We start from the raw sequence: 17,512 nt of genomic DNA on the forward strand, positions 1-17,512 counted from the left end.
ATATAGATTTTGCTAATGCTAGCTTTCCATTTGTCTGGACAGAAATATACTTGCTGTTTTTATAAGTTTTTCTTCAACTTCAGTCATTTTAGAAGCCTTATCCTTTGATAAAAGCATAACCGATCCTATAGGATCACCGTGAACCAGTATGGGAGATATAACCTGACTTACATAGTTATCCGGGTTAAATTCATTAGCTGTAATTCTGATTGGCTTAGCGTTAGCGCCTGTCATATAAACTTCCCTGCTCTCAATTATTTTTTCCAGCTCAGGGCTTAATCTTTTTTCAGAATAATCTTTTTTAGAACTTCCCGATACGGCTATTACCCCATCACGATCTGTAATTATTGCTATATGTCTTGTTGTTTCAAACAAGGATTCTACATATTCTCCCGCAAATTCAGTCAATTCTCCTATTGGTGAATATTTTTTCAGTATTATTTCACCTTCTCTGTCTGTGAATATTTCTAAAGGATCTCCTTCACGGATTCTCAAAGTTCTTCGTATTTCTTTAGGAATTACTACTCTTCCTAAGTCATCAATTCTTCTGACAATTCCAGTTGCTTTCATAACTTATGTTCCTCCAATTGAATAATTTTATTTATATGACATTTCTTTTAATATTTTCTATTATTTACACTTTAATAGATTTTATCCTGATTAGTTTACGGATATTATTGGAAATATCATTTACATTATAATTGATACTTTTATGAATAGCAACATTTTTTTACACCTTCTAACATTATTTAGAAGTAATTAATAAAATATTAATTATTCTGTAATTGTTGCTTCGCTTTTTAATTTCTCAAGAAGCTCTTCATATTTAAATGATTTATAGTATTCTGTCAAAGCTGTTTTTTCTGTTTCTACAGTAATTTCATCATCTACAATTTTGTCATTCACTTTAATAATATGATAACCGAAGTCTGATTTCACTGGCTCGCTTATTTCTCCGATTTCCATAGAGAATGCTGCCTCTGAAAATGGCTGAACCATATCAGTATATTCGAAATAATCCAAGTCTCCTCCGTTAGCCGCGCTTACTGTATCTAAAGATAGTTCCGTAGCCAGGTCCTCAAAATTTTCGCCATTGTTAAGTCTTTCAACAACATTCTTAGCTTCATCCTCTGTATTAACAAGTATATGGCTTGCTTTTATCTTTATATTCATTTTTAAATCATTAAACAATGTTTGAAGCTCTTCATCCGTAGGCTGTAAGTTTTCAATCTTCAATGCAAGATAATGATTTATCAGGAATTCTTTTTTCAATGATTCTTTAAGATATTCTTCCGTCATTCCATAGTTTTCAAGAAACTGCTGATATTGTTCATCAGTATCTAGGTATGCTTTAAAGTTATCAAGCTCACCTTTAAGTTCTTCTTCAGAAATAGTAATTCCTTCTTTTTCTGCTGCTTCAACCAACAAAAGATCCATAATAAGTTGATCTAACAAAGTGCTTTCATAATAGCTCCCCATTGTCTGACCTTCGGAAATCTCCTGCTCCCACGCATCCGCTCCATATTGATTTTCTGCCATTTTTTTATATACTGACAGATTCTCATCATATTCTTCCTGAGTAATAACTTTGTCGTTGACTTTAGCTTTTATACCTTCTTCAACTGTATCAGTGCTTTCCTGCTTACATGCAGTAACTGATAAAACCATTGTTAAAGCAAGAGTCAGTGCTAATGCTTGTTTCAATTTATTCATATTTTTCCTCCCTGGCAGATTCTTTTAAACCTGCTTATAATTAATTAATATTTCAAAGAATTTTTCAAGTTCCTCCAGAATTTTCAATTGTTCTGTAGAATCTAATCTATATTTAATAACAGGCTCTCTTGAAACGTCAAATTTTATTTTTGTATTGTAATTTTCAATTAAGAAACCTATTATGTCCTGACTCAGATCGTTGCCGGAAGTTAACTCTATGTTTACAATAAAACCTGCCTGCGCAATTGATTTTACATGCAGCTTTTTGCAAAGAGATTTGATATAAGAAATTTTCATCAGGTTGTCTACTTGTACCGGTGTGTTTCCAAATCTATCTATAATTTCTTCTGTGATATCATATATATCATCTTTACTTGAAGCTGCTGCTATTTTTTTGTATATCTCAATTTTCTGCTCTTCATTCTCAATATAGGTTGACGGTATGTATCCATCAACACTTATGTCTACAGAGGTCTCAATATCCTCATCCTCATAACTCTTGCCCTGAAGTTCTTTAACTGCCCTGTCAAGGAATTTAACATACAAATCGTAGCCTATTGCAAGCATATGCCCATGCTGCTCCGATCCTAATATGTTTCCGCATCCCCTTATTTCTAAATCCCTCATGGCAATTTTAAATCCCGATCCAAATTCTGTGAATTCCTTAATTGCCTTAAGTCTTTTGTCAGCTACTTCAGAAAGCATTTTATCCTTTTCATATGTCAAATAGGCAAAGGCAACCTTGTTTGATCTTCCTATTCTTCCTCGCAGCTGATAAAGCTGGGAAAGCCCCAAATGATCTGCATTATCAATTATCAAAGTATTTGCATTAGGAATGTCCATTCCTGTCTCAATAATGGTTGTGCACATCAATATATCATATTCTTTATTAACAAATTCAAGCATTATATTTTCAAGGTGACGTTCGCTCATCTGCCCATGAGCTACAGCAATTCTGGCATTTGGAACAAGTTTCTGAAGCTTTGAAGCAGCGCTGTCAATATCAATTACTCTATTATGCACATAGTAAACTTGACCGCCTCTTGAAATTTCCTTTTCTATAGAATCTTTTATAATTCCATCATTATATTCCATTACATATGTCTGAATAGGCAGCCTATCTCCTGGCGGTTCAGAAATAATACTCATATCTCTAACACCAATCATAGACATATGAAGAGTTCTTGGAATCGGTGTAGCTGATAGTGTTAATACATCTATATTTGTCTTAAGCTGCTTAATAAGCTCCTTGTGCTTAACGCCGAATCTCTGTTCTTCATCTATTATAAGCAGCCCGAGATCTTTGAACTTAAGATCTTTTGAAAGAAGTTTGTGCGTGCCTACAACAATGTCAACAAGTCCCTTGTTCAAATCATTGATTACCTTTACCTGCTGATAAGGCGTTCTGAACCTGGAAAGCATTTCTACCTTAACAGGATATCCCCTAAACCTATCTACTATATTTGCATAGTGCTGCTGCGCCAATATAGTTGTAGGCACGAGTATTGCCACCTGCTTTGAATCCATTACCGCTTTAAATGCAGCCCTCATTGCAACTTCTGTTTTCCCAAATCCAACATCACCGCAAAGAAGTCTGTCCATACAAACAGGCCTTTCCATATCTTTCTTGATCTCTTTTGTACATCTCAGCTGGTCATCTGTTTCCTGGAAAGGAAATTTATATTCAAATTCCTTCTGCCATTCTGTATCAGACGAAAACGCATGTCCTTTGACTACTTTTCGCTGAGCATAAAGCTTAACAAGTTCAGCTGCCATGTTCTCTATTGCAGCTTTTGTGCGTTCCTTGGTTTTAACCCATTCAACGCTTCCCATTTTGTTAAGCTTCGGTTTTTCAGAGTCCGAACCGATATATTTTTGAATCAAAGACATCTGATCTACAGGTACATAAAGCTTATCTTCGCCTTTGTACTTTATACACAAATAATCTTTTTTAATGTTTTGAACATCAATTTTCTCAATTCCGATGTACTGTCCGATTCCGTGGTGCTCATGAACTACAAAATCTCCTACTTTAAGATCCGTAAAAATTTCAATTTTTGACCCTTTTCTTTTTTTAGCCTTTTTAGGTTTTTTCCTCAGGCTGCCAAAAACTTCATTTTCGGTTAATATAAGTATTTTATTATCGTAGTATTCAAAGCCTTTTTTGACTTTTCCAGGCATTATTATCACTTGTCCGCTTTCGGCAGCGACATTTGCGGTCTTGGACAGAGTCGTTGTGCATTCATAATCATTTAATAGATTATGAAGTTTCAAGCATCCTTCATTGCTTGAAAGCACTATGGCAATCTTGTAGCCTTTATATTTCAATCTGTTTAAATCCTTAGACAGATCCTCCATCTTACCATAATAATATGGAGCTTCTTTAAACTGCAGCGAAACAGATTCTTCTGCTTTGAAAATCTTATCCCTTCCATTTACAGACACAAAAGGAGTTTCTGTAAGCTTTGCCTTTAATTCTTGTTCACTAATAAAAACGCAACTTTGTTTTGTAAAAATCTCGCCCTTTTCAAACAATTCGCTGAACTTCAATTCATAGCTGTCATTCAAGGATCCTAATTCTTCGAATACTCTTTCCGGTTCATCAACTATAAGTATGAAATCCTCACCGAAATAATCAAGCACACTTACAAAGCTGTCTTTCAGGAAAGGAACCAATAGATCGGAATTCTCTATTGATAATCCTTCTTTCATTTTGTCTCTGTAAGCGTTGTACATACTTCTGAGTTTTTTCTGTACTTCTTTTGACTCAGACAGATTTTTTATCTTATCCATCCTGCTTTGATAGTCCATGTCTATCTCAGTAAGCATGCTGTCAATTTCATCCTTATTGAACAGTAAGTCACTGCAAGGTATTATTCTAACAGATTTCAAATTTTTAACAGATCTCTGTGTTTTTAAATCTACTGAACGTATTGAATCAATTTCATCATCAAAAAATTCAATTCTAACAGGATTAGATTCTGACGGAGAAAATATATCAACTATTCCTCCTCTTATGGAAAACTGTCCTACACCTTCTATTGCATCAACTCTTTCATACTTAAGATTTATAAGATTTTTTTTGAGCTCATTCATATCATAGCAGTTGCCATATTTTAATACTATTATAGAATCCTTAAATCTATCTTTAGGCATAACTCTTGTTACGATAGAATTTATAGATGCGGTAACAGCACATTTTTTTAAATTAAGGATTTTATCGAGCAAGTATGATCTTTTATATTCTACATCTTTGCTTAATGCATCTACATTGTACAATATAAATTCCTTAGGATGAAATCTTCCCGCATTGTCTGTAAAGGCTTTTATTTCTTCCTCGTACTTTCTTGATTTTGATTCGCTGGAAGTTATAACAAGTATCTTATCAGCAGCGGCTTCCAATAAATTACACACCAAAAACGCCATGCTTTCTTCATTAATCCCCTGAACCTGCTGACTTTTTCCATTTTTATAGTTTTCAATTATCTTATTAAATTTTTCTGTTTTTTGAAACTGCTCAAACAAAATTTTGTTCATGACTATCCTTTTTAGCACAAAGTTTACATCATTATGCCGACTTTCCGAACATTTCATTCGGTTCCGACATAAGTCATGTCACTTCTAATCCCGAAGCTGCTCACCTGTCGCTTTTATGTTATATTTCTGCATTGCTGCATCTATGTTTTTCTCAATAATTTCTATTGCTGCTTCAGCAGCTTTCTCCATTATCATCCTAATTTTATCCGATTCATCTCTGCCAAATTTTTGGAGAACATAATCAGCCAAATCAATATCAGGATTTCTTCCGATTCCTACACGTATACGCGGGAAATTTTCTCCTACATGGTTAATGATAGATTTCATACCATTATGCGTTCCCGGACTTCCATGTGGTCTGATTCTCAGGGTTCCCACAGGTATATCTATATCATCATAAATTACAATCAAGTTATCTACGGGTATTTTATAAAATTTTATTATTTCATCAATAGCAATTCCGCTTCTATTCATATATGTAACAGGTTTTACAAGCATAACTTTTTCTCCGTTTATGAAAGTTTCGCCATAAACGGAGTTAAATTTAAGTTTATTCAACTTTACATCATACTTTTCTGCCAAACAATCTAATGTATCATAACCTACATTATGTCTGGTTCCTGTATATTCCTTACCGGGATTGCCAAGTCCTGCAATTATATACATATTTACCTCTAATATCTGTTTTTCCCCAAACCCTTTTTATTAACCTGCCTAGCCCTTGCTATAGCCAGATCTCCTTCTTCAACGTCATCAGTTATTGTAGAGCCGCAAGCTACATATCCTCCCTGCTGCACTGTTACCGGAGCAACAAGATTTGAATTGCTACCTACAAAAGCTCCATCCCCAACAATTGTTTGATGCTTGCTTTTTCCGTCATAATTCACAAATACCACACCACATCCTATATTTACATTCTTTCCTACTGTAGCGTCTCCTATGTATGATAAATGTGAAGATTTAGAGTTATCTCCTATTGTTGACTTCTTAACTTCTACAAAATCGCCAATTTTGACATTTTTACCCAAGACTGTGCCCGGTCTTAAATATGCAAAAGGCCCCACAGTTGATCCCTCATCTATAATTGATTCAATTACTTTTGAACTTTCAACTGTCACATTATTTTTCAAAGCAGAATCTATTATTCTGGCATTAGGCCCTATAGTGCAGTTTGATCCAATTACTGTACTTCCTTCCAACATACTTCCGGGGTATACTACCGTATCTGCTCCTATTTTAACCGTATCTGCTATATATGTGTGCTCAGGATCTATAAAGGAAACTCCTGAGAGCATTAGCTTTTTATTTATTCTTTCCTGCATTATCTTATTTACCTCAGCAAGCTGTACCCTATCGTTCACTGCTTTTATATCAGTTGAATGTTCTAGTAACCATCCGCCTATTTTATGACCTTCTGTATTCAAAACCTTAATTGTATCGGTAAGATAATACTCTCCCTGTGAATTATTTGTGTCAATTTTTTGCAATGCGCTTTTAAGCATATTTCCACTGAAGCAGTAAATTCCTGTGTTAATTTCGTTTATTTTCTTTATTTCCTCTGAAGCATCCTTTTCTTCAACAATATTCATTATTGATAAATCGTTATTTCTTACTATTCTACCATATCCTTTAGGATTCTCCAGATGCGAAGTCATAACCGATGCTGCATAGCCATTGTCTTCATGATACTTCATAAATGACACAAGAGTTTCGCTTCTTATAAGCGGCCCGTCTCCAACTAAAATTACGACCGTGTCATCGTCATCAATGTATTCCACAGCAGACATAACGGCAAAGCCTGTTCCGTAAGGCGCCCCTTCTCCAATAGGTTGTTCCACTGTAACAACATTCATATCCTCTATATTATGTCCAACTTTTTCTTTACCATGACCCAATACAACAACATTTTTTTCTATTCCTGAATTTTTAGCAGCATCCACAACGTACCTGATCATCTCTTTACCGCAAACTTTGTGTAAGGTTTTCGGAATATTTGATTTCATTCTCGTTCCCTCACCGGCTGCTAAAATAATTGACATGCCCATATATTTTCTCCTTGTTCGTAATACTTTGCTATTATAGTACATATTATTCGAAAAGTAAATAAAAATGAAAAAATAGATAACAAATCTGAAATATCAACGAATTTTCACTTATAAAATAATCTTTGCTTAAAATTTTTAAAGTGTTTAAGCATAAGATATTGAACTCATATAATAATTGGTATAATTAAAAATATATTACATATTAATAATTAAGTCAAAAAATTTCATAATAAAAGGGTCTTATAAAAGACCCGGAAACTGTTGATTATTCAATCATCAGTCGTGGCGCTATAGAAGAGCAGCTTCTGCACTTTCGCTTTCTTCTAAGCGCTTTTCTTCATAAGCCTTAAAAACAGCATCTGCAACAAGGTTTCTTGTTTCAGAATTAATTGGATGAGCTATATCTTTAAACTCTCCATCCGGCATTTTTCTACTTGGCATAGCTATGAACAAGCCTTCTTGTCCTTCAATAATTTTAATGTCATGTACCACAAAGCAATCATCAAAAGTAACGGAAACGATTGCCTTCATCTTACCCTCTGAATTAATTTTTCTGACTCTAACGTCCGAAATTTTCATGTTGTCACCACCTTCCCCCAAAAGATTATGTCCACTTTCTTCTATTATACTATAATAAAAAGAAAAAAGCAAAAAAACATTTTCATTTTTGTGGAAAAAAATGTGAAATTATTTTAACAATTTACTGTTAGGGGTTATATCAATAATTCCTTCCTTTTCATTTATACCATTTAACACAAGAAGGGACAAATAATTATCAACCAATTTCTTTTCAGGTTCCTTTGTTTCGATGACAACAGCAGTACCCACAACTTCCGCATTGAATTCTCTCATCATGTCGGCCATGCCCTTGCATGTCCCTCCTCCTTTCATGAAGTCGTCCACTATCAGCACTCTTGAATTTTCCTTCAATGATCGTTTTGATAAAGACATTGTCTGGATATTATTTGAAGAGCCGGATACATAATTAATACTTACCGTTGCTCCTTCGGTTACTTTGTTATTTCTTCTTATGACTGCAACAGGCACATTAAGCTTTTGTCCCGTCAATATAGCAGCCGGTATACCCTTTGTTTCAACAGTTATTATGCAGTCTATCTTTTTATTGGAAAATTCCGAGGATATAACTTTTGCAATGTTTGTAACAACTCCGGGGTTATTGAAAATATCCGTCATATATATGAAACCCCCAGAAAGTATTCTATTTTTATGCGAAAACATCTCGCACAAGTTATCAAGTATGTCTGTTTTTTCTTTCATTCCCATTACAGGTATAAAGACAGCACCGCCTGCTGCTCCCGAGATAGTCTCTATTTTACCGTAATCAAGTTCTGAAACTAATTCTTTTACTATTGCAACATCTTCACTTATTGTCGATTTAGCAGCATTGAAAATTTCTGAAAAATAGTTGTAAGAAAAAATGAAATTTGGTTTTTCGGCGAATATTTTCATCAATGCACCGATTCTTTGGTTTCTTTTATATTTTTTCATAGTAACCCCGTCCGAATGTTTTAATTGATTATATAATAATCGTTCGCAATTTTCAAGATGCTAAATAAAATATTTTATCATTCCTAAAATTAATTCAACTCTCCACCTGCATATAGTATCGATGCTTCTGTAAGCACCTCCATAGGGTTAATAAAATTTCCATCAAACTTGTACATATATTGTGCTGATGATAATTCTGTACATCCCAAAAGAAATGCATCTGCTTTTTTTTCCTTTAATTCCTCAAGGCATTCAAATAGAAGCGCAGTCCCTTCTTCATAATTTCCTTTTTTGATAACATCATATATGAACTTCATTATTTTTTCCTGAGTTTTTTCAGGAATCACCGTTTTAATTCCAACCTTTGCATAATAATTTTCATAAATTTTTGACTTTATGGTGCCATCTGTGGCAAGGATACCGATAACAGCTTCTTTTCCGTATTTATTCAAAGTATACTTAGTAGTTTCTTCAAGCATGTTCACAAATGGTATATTTACGCTTTGTTTGATTACATCCACATAATAATGTGCTGTATTGCAAGGCATTATTAAAAAATCTGCACCGGCCTGTTCCAGCTTCCTGGCAGATTTTATAAGTTCTTCTGTAGGGCTTTTGCCATCTGAAATTATTGCTTTTGTTCTGTCAGGTATATCGGTGTTTCCGTCAATAATTACATGTATATGCTCCTGATCAGTAGCTGCTTTTGTTCTCAATACTATGCGATGGTACAGGTCCACTGTAGCAAGAGGTCCCATTCCACCTATTATTCCTATAGTTTTCATTTTACACCTCAATAATAATAAAAATAATCTACTAAATTATATCACACAGGAAATGCAGTAACAACAAAAAAATGAGCATATGAACTTGCATATGCTCGCAACTTACCTTAGCACAATTCTAAATAATTAACTCCATCCTCAGGTATTATTATATCAATGTCTGAATCATCACAATACTTGCCTGACACGAACAATGTGTAGTGCATTCTTGGAGCAAAATCTACATTAAGTGTTTTTACATCCTTTTTATTTGATTTTTCTCTCAATGTAATTGTATACCTCCCTGAAGGTATTCCTACATTATTTGAAGCATCGCCAAAGTTTACTCCGGAAAACAGTATAGTTTTATCCGATGCTGCCAGCTCAAAGTCCGGTGCATTAGATGCAAGGTTTATTAATCGGACTGCCGCCATTTTCCCCGGAATTGATTTTTGCTTTGCTTCAGGAATCATTAATACACTTATATCAGCGGGGTCTCTATCGTCTTCAGCTATGGCTCCTGTATAAACAAGGTTTCGTTCTATGTCTATAGCCGATTCAAAGATTAATTTTTTTGGTTCACCGGATTCAAAAATTTTCACATTATAAACCCCAGGTGTAAATTGCACATATCTTGTAAAATTACCTCTTTTTAGACCTTCTGCCATAATTATTTCATTAACTTGGACATCAAGAGCCTTATCATATGTGTTAAGTATTCTTAAATAAGATTTTTTGCAGTAACAATTGATCGCTTGATTATATATTTGATTCTTGTAATCCATGTTGTTTTTCCATTGAGGATATGTAGAATACGGATTGTTATATACATTGTTAAAATTATTCATTAATTCACCCCTTTTCTTATGTAATATTATATGAAAAGGAATGTTAAACGTTCAATAAAATGGTTAAACGAAGCTTTCGGGAAAATCAACATATTTTACAATTAACGACACAAATTTCTCCAAATACCGCCTATCGTTTTCATTAAACCTGTTTATAACAGGACTGTCAATATCCAGCACTCCAACCAGCCTGCTTCCTTTAACAATAGGAATCACTATCTCAGAATTTGAATTCGAATCGCAAGCTATGTGCCCCGGAAATTCATGTACATTTTTAACAAGCTGTGTCTCTTTCTTATCTGCCGCTGTGCCGCATACTCCTTTTCCAAGTTTTATATGCGTGCATGCCGGCTTTCCCTGAAAAGGTCCGAGAACAAGCTCATCGTTTTTATACAGGTAAAATCCTGCCCAATTAATATTATCAAGCAGCAGCCAAAGAACTGCACCGGCATTAGACAAGTTTGCAAGCCAGTCAGGTTCATCACATATTAAAGCTGTAAGCTTCAAATTAATGTAGCTATATAACTTATCTTCTGATTCAAAATTAATTTTTTCTATATTATTCATAATGCTTTTTCAATAGCTGCGCTATTGATTTCTCCTTCGTATATTTTACTTATCTGAAAGAACTCCTCTGACAATAAGTCTGTCCGTATATGTTATCATAGGTGTGCAAGTAATCATAGTTACTGTGGCATCCTCCGTGTTATCTAGAACCCATACCTCTTCCGGGCTGACTACAAAAGATTCCGTTACAATATAGGTGTATGTCTCTGCGTCTTTCTTCAGTATAACTTGATCTCCAGGCTCCAGCTCGTCAATTCTTCTGAAAAAATGACCATATACGTAATTCCTGTGCCCCAAAAGAACGCAGTTCCTCTTTTCACCTGGATTTGCTGTTTCCGGATAATGTCCAACCGTATATTTCAGAGCGCTGTCATCTGTACCTTCAAGTATTGCCGATTTTACATTCAATTTTGGAATTTCTATTATTCCGCTTATTTCTTTTCCCTCAAGATATTTTTCAACGGGGCTTTTTTCTTCATGAACTTCCTCAACATGCTCTTCCCTTGACTCCTGTTTTATTTCCTCACCAGGTATCTCCACTTCAGACTGAACAACCTCCGACTCTTCATTTACATCAGAATTTAGCATGCTAATATGCCTGTCATACTCCTCGACAAGTTTCTTTTGATAATAAGATGTACTTATTTTTTGATATAATGCGATTGATATAATTGCTATTCCTGTAATAATTAATATATAAGACAAATATTTTTTTAGCATACCATCATCCTCTAAAAATAGAGAGGAGCAAAACCGCCCCTCTCCTAAATTAATCTAATTAGTAACTCTTCTTCTGAAGTATAGTACCGCTCCGGCTAGTATCATCATTAACCCTATGACCATTAAAAGCCAAGTGTTTAAAAACGAGCCTGTATTAGGCAGTGTATCCACAGTATCCTGAGGCACGTCTGGGTCATCTATTGTTTCCCATCCCATCGGTACATTAGGATCCTCTATTAGAACAGAAGAAGGTACATTCCTAAATCTGTAGCTGTATGTCTTATCTCCAGTAACATCAATGTTCATAGGTTCATCTACAATTTCATATCCTTCTGGAGCCTTTGTTTCTTTTACGGTATATTTCCCATTCTTAAGGTTCTCAAACATAACTCTTCCGCTTTCGTCTGATACGGCAGTTTCTATAATTCGATTATTCTCATCATATAGTGTAAACTCCGCTCCCGGTAGAGCCATGGAATTTTCGTCTACCTTAATAATTGAAATATTTCCAACAGTTTCAGCCGGAACTGGTACATCAGGTGTTCCTTCAAGTTTGTTTATAAAGCTTAACTCAATAGTCTTGTCGCTATTAACAGTAACTGAAATTGTCTTGTTACTCAGTTCATATCCTTCTGGAGCCTGAACTTCCTTTACCGTATACCTTCCAGCAGGTACATCTTCAAATACGGCGCGTCCATCAGAAGTTTCAACATTCTGCAAAGTAGAGCCGTTTTCGTCAATCAGACTGAACCATGCACCTGAAAGAAGTTTTCCTTCTTCATCAGTCTTGATTATTTCAATGCTGCCTGGCTTCTCAGGTTCTTCTTTCTTGTTAGTGAATGTGTATGTCCTGGTAACAGAGCCGTTGATTGAAACTTCAGTTTCATTCTCTTCCAAAACATATCCCTCAGGAGCCTTAGTTTCCTTCAGAACATATTCTCCAGGTTCCAACTCCTCAAAGGATATTGTTCCGTTAGATCCTGTAACTCCTTTGTCAACAACTTTTCCGTCTTCATCATACAGTGTAAACTCTGCTCCGGAAAGAACCTTTTTATCCTCATCGGTTTTCTTAACTACAACCTTTCCATAAAGCGGAGTTACTTCGCCACCGCCTGATGATTTTTTGGTATTTGTTACTGTTAGACCATCTTCGGATTTTCTGTATCCACTTGGAACAAAATCATTGCCATCTTCATCTACTTCTTTTACTGAATAGATATATACATTGCCATTTTCATCTGTTTTGTCTACATCTTCCCAAGTCGCTTCTTCTGTTCCGCTTGGCAATTCTTTAATTTCAACATCTGCTTTTTCTAATTCTCCACCTTCAATCTGTCGATATAATTCAAGCCAAATTGTAGGCCTTGAAGAAGGTCCGCCGCTCCATACTTTTGTAGCAGTTACATCTTTCTTTGTATAAGTGTTGGTTACTGTTAGGCCGTCTTCGAATTTTTCGTAGTTTTCCGGTGCAAAATCATTACCTTCTGCATCTACTTCCTGTACCGAAAAGATATATTCTTTGCCAGCAACATCAGTCTTGGTAAGTCCAGTCCAAACAACTTCTGTTGTTCCGGCTGCCAGTTCTTTAATTTCAGCTTCTTGCACTGCTTCCGGCTCCCCGCCTTCTACGTGTCTATAAAGTTCAAACCACACTGCTGGTCTTTCTACTGTTCTGCCTTCCGGTTCTCCGGTCCATACTTTCACTGCCCTTGCACTTGCATCTGTTGGGCTGACATAATGGTTTGTTACTGTTAATCCATTCTCTGCTTTTACATAGTTTTCAGGAGTAAAATCATTGCCTTCTGAATCTACTTCTTTAACAGAATATATGTAGTCCACACCATCAATATTAGTTTTATCTAAGGCTTCCCAGATTACTTCTGTTGTTCCATTTTCTAGTTTTTTAATTTCTGTTCCCGGTACTTCTTCTAACTCTCCGCCCGGTAATTGTCTGTGCAGTTTAAACCATACTGCTGGTCTAGGGCTTGGTCCGCCATCCCATTCTTTAATGCCGGTAACGTCAATTTTTTCTTTGGTGTTTTCAAAAGTAACCGGTACAATATTTTCTTCATTGTCATCATATGCAGTATCCACTACGATTTCTATTTCATCATCTTCTCCATCGAGTAGAACATATCCATTTGGCGCTGCCGCCTCTCTTAGGTAATAGGTTCTAAGTGGTAAGTTTCCTATACCCAAAACGCCATTTACTGTTACAAAAGGTTCCTCTTGGGTAAATTCTACCCTATTGTTATTTAATTCGTACCATAGCGTAAATCTTGCTTCATTATTTGTGATGACTTCACCTGTCTCTGCATCTACTTTAGTTACTCTTAACGCTCCTCTGTTAGATGCCCATTCTCCGCCTACGCTGGAAAATTGCCTTGCTGTTAATTTATCTGATTCTTTGGTGACATTCTCTACAGTATTCCCTTCCAATAAGATTGAATTGCTTATTTCGCCGCTTGTTGTTGTTACCACGGTTTTATATTTTAAGATTAAGGTATCCTTTAAATCATCCTTCAATTCAACCGTTAGAACATTTTCTTCATTGTCTGTTGTGCTTACAGCAAGGGTATAGTCTGTTCCCTCTACTAGAGCCTCATCTGGATCTTGTAGTCTAAAGATTTCAAGGCTACCGTCTACATAGACATGCCCTGCACTGATTGTATCTGTAATAACAGCGTTTTTAATTATGGATAAACTTTCGTTCACTTTAACTTCCCAATCGACCTCATCACCTGTAAACACTTTATTATCTGCTGCCACTAATGCACTTTTGTCTAAGAAAGTATTGTACTTATCATAATTAACAGTTGCAGAATAAGGATAGTCTACACCGCCGACTGTAACTTTTGCGTTGTTGGTGTAGATTCCTGCTGAAATATCAGGCACTGATGTTGTAAATTCTATTGCATATCTTTTATCTACCACAAAACTATCTGCAAAAGTTAAAGTAAATGCGCTACCCGTGGTGGTATCTACTGTGTATTTACTAGAATCCAGTTCAGTATTATTAAATTCCGTTTCTCCATTGATCTTAACATTATACCCAATTACTCGAATACTATCTTCGTCAATATCTCCTGTATAAGCTAAAGTATCTGCCACTTTAACGCCTGTTCCAAGATCTAGTCCTTGATAGTTAATGTATAGCTGCCATAAAATTTTTCTTTCAGCCCCGCTTACCCAACCGTCATCCATAACTCCTTTATCATTAAAGTGTTTTAATTTTCCTTCTTTTTTACCACTGTTCCAAGAGTCTGTTCTTACAGTTGTTTTTGCGTCGTCTTCTGCATCAATTGTATGTCCGTTACCTGTTTTTCCATCAAATTCAGCTTTGTTTATGTAAGTTTTTTTGTCATCTTCGTTAGAATGAGGAATCAAGGAATAGCCTTCTACTTCTTTTTGAGGGTCATAAGAGGTGGTATAAGTAACTACCAGCTTACCGCCAGCTATTGCTGGGTTAAAGGTAATTGTAAATCCATTGTGGTAACCATCGCCAATCGGAGCCAATGTGTACGCAGAACTATCAAGTTCTGCTCCACCTAAAGTAACCTTTATTGTATCCGGCAACAGAATCAGTCCGTTATTGGGGAATGTATCTGTTATAACAAATCCAGATTGGATATCCTCTCTTACTGGATTAACATTCAAACGCCAGTTGATTGTCTTTTTACTGTAATCAATCCCCAAAAAACTCTTCGTATATGTATTTGCTTTTGGATTTATTTTAACCTCTCTAGAGCTTCCGCCTTCACCAACACCATCGCCAGTTATTCCAACACTGTTTATAAAGCTATTAATTGTAAAATCTGTGATTTCCGTTGTGTATTTAATAGTAATGGTTTCTGTCCCAACATTCGGTAACATAATTGTCAGCAAAGTTTTCCCATCATTTGCTCCACCATTTGTAGTATCTATGCTAGGAGTTATACCAGCGAAATCAGGGCTCTCGTCTCCTATGATCTTAACAGTTTCTTCATCAAGGGATAATCCTTTTGGTAGCGTATCTGTTACTGTTACAGTACCTAACGGATGCTTTGCCTTATTAACAGTTACTGTCCAAGTAATAGTTTTGTTGTTATAATCAACATTGTCTACTCCTACTTTTTCAAGAATCGGATCTCTGTTAAAGGTAACTGTTGCGTCATCATCATTTAATTTGTCGGCGCCATCATAGAGCGTTGCTTCGTTGGTAAACCCATTATCCTTTAGATAATCGCCATTATTTACTTCGCTCCAATCAACCGTTGTATCAAATATGATTCTATAGGCATCATCAGATGTTAAATTTCCTAAGTTCATAGGGAATCCAGCAAGTGAATCTTCATCAGGATGAGAATCGCCTTCATCCCATTTATCACCATTTTGGGTAATTTTAATAACTTGGATGCTATCTTCCACTATAGTTAATCCGTCTGGCAACTTCTCTTCTACACTGGCATCTGTAATCTCTTGTCCATTTTTGTTGACATCAATTGTCCATCTTATGGTATCAGTTTCGGCGCTTGTTAGAATTTGTCCGTTCTTTTCAATCGGATTACTTCTTGTCAACCCCCATACTGTTGCACCTGCCGGCAAACTTGTTTCACCATATTTAAAAGCTGCATTGTTGGTAAAGGACTCTGCCGTGTAATCTTCAATGTCCGTTGTAAATTGAACCCTATAGCCGATAAAAGGTGCCATAGTACCTAAGTCGATTGGAAAACCGGTTGGAATTGGAAGTGAAGCTTCCGCTCCGGGAGTTATATTTCCATTAAGGCCAATATTTAAAACATTAATCTTAAAATCTCTGGCAGCTCCTAATCCTACTGGAATAGTATCCTCTAATGTCGCTTCTGTTATTAATTCATCATTGGTATTGATTACATCAATTGTCCAAGTTATTTCTCTTGCATTCTCTTGACTGTCAGGATGCCCCTCCTTATCAATACTGCTTACTGTTCCCGTGGGTCGTGCTATTACTGTAATATTATTATCGCTGCCATCATGAAATGGAATTTCTTGCACAATATTTTCTTGGAATTTTTCCAAGTTGAATTCTAAACCAAGATCAACATAACCATTTTTGACATTGTCTTTTTCAATATTTTCATTGAATTCAAACTTTAATTCCCCACCACTAATGCTGTAGGTCCCTACAATTGTTCCATCAACTATTATATTCTCTCCGGAAACATCAACCATTTCAAATGCATCGGAAAGCCGGATCGTTGCTATATCTCCTGCTTGTGCCTTCGGATCAACACCTTCTGTGTCCCAAGTATATCTTACCTGTACTACAGTACCGTCATCTATTTTTATGATATCTTCATCATTAATAGGCGTACCATCAATTGTCATCGAGACAAAATCAAATATATTACCCAAATTTCTTTGAGATTCTGCTAATGTTGCTTGTATTGCTGGTGGTGTTGTTGTTTCCGATAACAGATGCAAAGAATCTTCAGATAAATCCTCTTCTGAAATTGTATCTCCATAAGCAAAGCTGCCTGGCATCATAAGCTGAAACACCATCATAAACATCAAAACCATACTGATAATTTTTGATCTTTTAATTCTCTCCATTTTTCATTTCCTCCTTTCTTTTGTTTTTTTATTTAAAAGCATAAATGCTGATAAATAGAATATAATTATTTTTTAGTGTACTGCTTGCGCATCTTAATTGATGCAATGCATAGCACAATTACTACGATAACACATCTTTTTAAAAAAACATATAGAACAATTGTTACCAAGCTTCATAAATGTTTATTTTTAAATATATGAAACGTTTAAGCTACACTGCATTATCTTCGTATAAAAA

At 35.5% G+C, this 17,512-nt stretch carries 12 protein-coding genes; all 12 read right to left on the minus strand.

Features of this window, described 5'->3' with window-relative positions:
* Positions 1–18: 18 nt before the first annotated feature.
* Complete coding sequence (gene spoVT / locus RBQ61_RS12640) at positions 19–570, minus strand: stage V sporulation protein T (RefSeq protein WP_308137672.1); 552 nt, start codon at positions 568–570, stop codon at positions 19–21.
* A gap of 204 nt (positions 571–774) precedes the next feature.
* Positions 775–1,713, minus strand: coding sequence for a peptidylprolyl isomerase (locus RBQ61_RS12645; protein ID WP_308137673.1), 939 nt, complete (start codon positions 1,711–1,713; stop codon positions 775–777).
* Between the two features lie 24 nt (positions 1,714–1,737).
* A complete protein-coding gene (gene mfd, locus RBQ61_RS12650; protein WP_308137674.1) occupies positions 1,738–5,250 on the minus strand; it encodes a transcription-repair coupling factor in 3,513 nt (1,170 codons plus the stop codon).
* A gap of 84 nt (positions 5,251–5,334) precedes the next feature.
* Positions 5,335–5,916, minus strand: coding sequence for an aminoacyl-tRNA hydrolase (pth, locus tag RBQ61_RS12655; RefSeq protein WP_308137675.1), 582 nt, complete (start codon positions 5,914–5,916; stop codon positions 5,335–5,337).
* 8 nt (positions 5,917–5,924) lie between these two features.
* Entirely contained in the window at positions 5,925–7,295 is a 1,371-nt protein-coding gene (gene glmU / locus RBQ61_RS12660) for a bifunctional UDP-N-acetylglucosamine diphosphorylase/glucosamine-1-phosphate N-acetyltransferase GlmU (RefSeq protein ID WP_308137676.1), read from the minus strand.
* Between the two features lie 288 nt (positions 7,296–7,583).
* The gene (gene spoVG / locus RBQ61_RS12665; RefSeq protein WP_213926509.1) at positions 7,584–7,874 is read right to left on the minus strand and encodes a septation regulator SpoVG; all 291 of its coding nucleotides are present in this window, start codon (positions 7,872–7,874) and stop codon (positions 7,584–7,586) included.
* A gap of 108 nt (positions 7,875–7,982) precedes the next feature.
* Positions 7,983–8,804 (minus strand): pur operon repressor, encoded by an 822-nt coding sequence (gene purR / locus RBQ61_RS12670; protein ID WP_308137677.1) that lies wholly within the window; start codon positions 8,802–8,804, stop codon positions 7,983–7,985.
* Between the two features lie 89 nt (positions 8,805–8,893).
* Positions 8,894–9,589 (minus strand): aspartate/glutamate racemase family protein, encoded by a 696-nt coding sequence (locus RBQ61_RS12675; RefSeq protein WP_308137678.1) that lies wholly within the window; start codon positions 9,587–9,589, stop codon positions 8,894–8,896.
* 107 nt (positions 9,590–9,696) lie between these two features.
* Positions 9,697–10,416 (minus strand): DUF4397 domain-containing protein, encoded by a 720-nt coding sequence (locus tag RBQ61_RS12680; protein ID WP_308137679.1) that lies wholly within the window; start codon positions 10,414–10,416, stop codon positions 9,697–9,699.
* A gap of 63 nt (positions 10,417–10,479) precedes the next feature.
* The gene (locus RBQ61_RS12685; RefSeq protein WP_308137680.1) at positions 10,480–10,983 is read right to left on the minus strand and encodes a GAF domain-containing protein; all 504 of its coding nucleotides are present in this window, start codon (positions 10,981–10,983) and stop codon (positions 10,480–10,482) included.
* A 45-nt stretch (positions 10,984–11,028) separates the two neighbouring features.
* Entirely contained in the window at positions 11,029–11,703 is a 675-nt protein-coding gene (locus tag RBQ61_RS12690) for a class D sortase (protein ID WP_308137681.1), read from the minus strand.
* A gap of 54 nt (positions 11,704–11,757) precedes the next feature.
* The gene (locus RBQ61_RS12695) at positions 11,758–17,274 is read right to left on the minus strand and encodes a SpaA isopeptide-forming pilin-related protein (RefSeq protein WP_308137682.1); all 5,517 of its coding nucleotides are present in this window, start codon (positions 17,272–17,274) and stop codon (positions 11,758–11,760) included.
* Positions 17,275–17,512: the final 238 nt, after the last annotated feature.

The sequence above is a fragment of the Sedimentibacter sp. MB35-C1 genome (assembly GCF_030913635.1).
In the GTDB taxonomy this organism is placed as follows: domain Bacteria; phylum Bacillota; class Clostridia; order Tissierellales; family Sedimentibacteraceae; genus Sedimentibacter.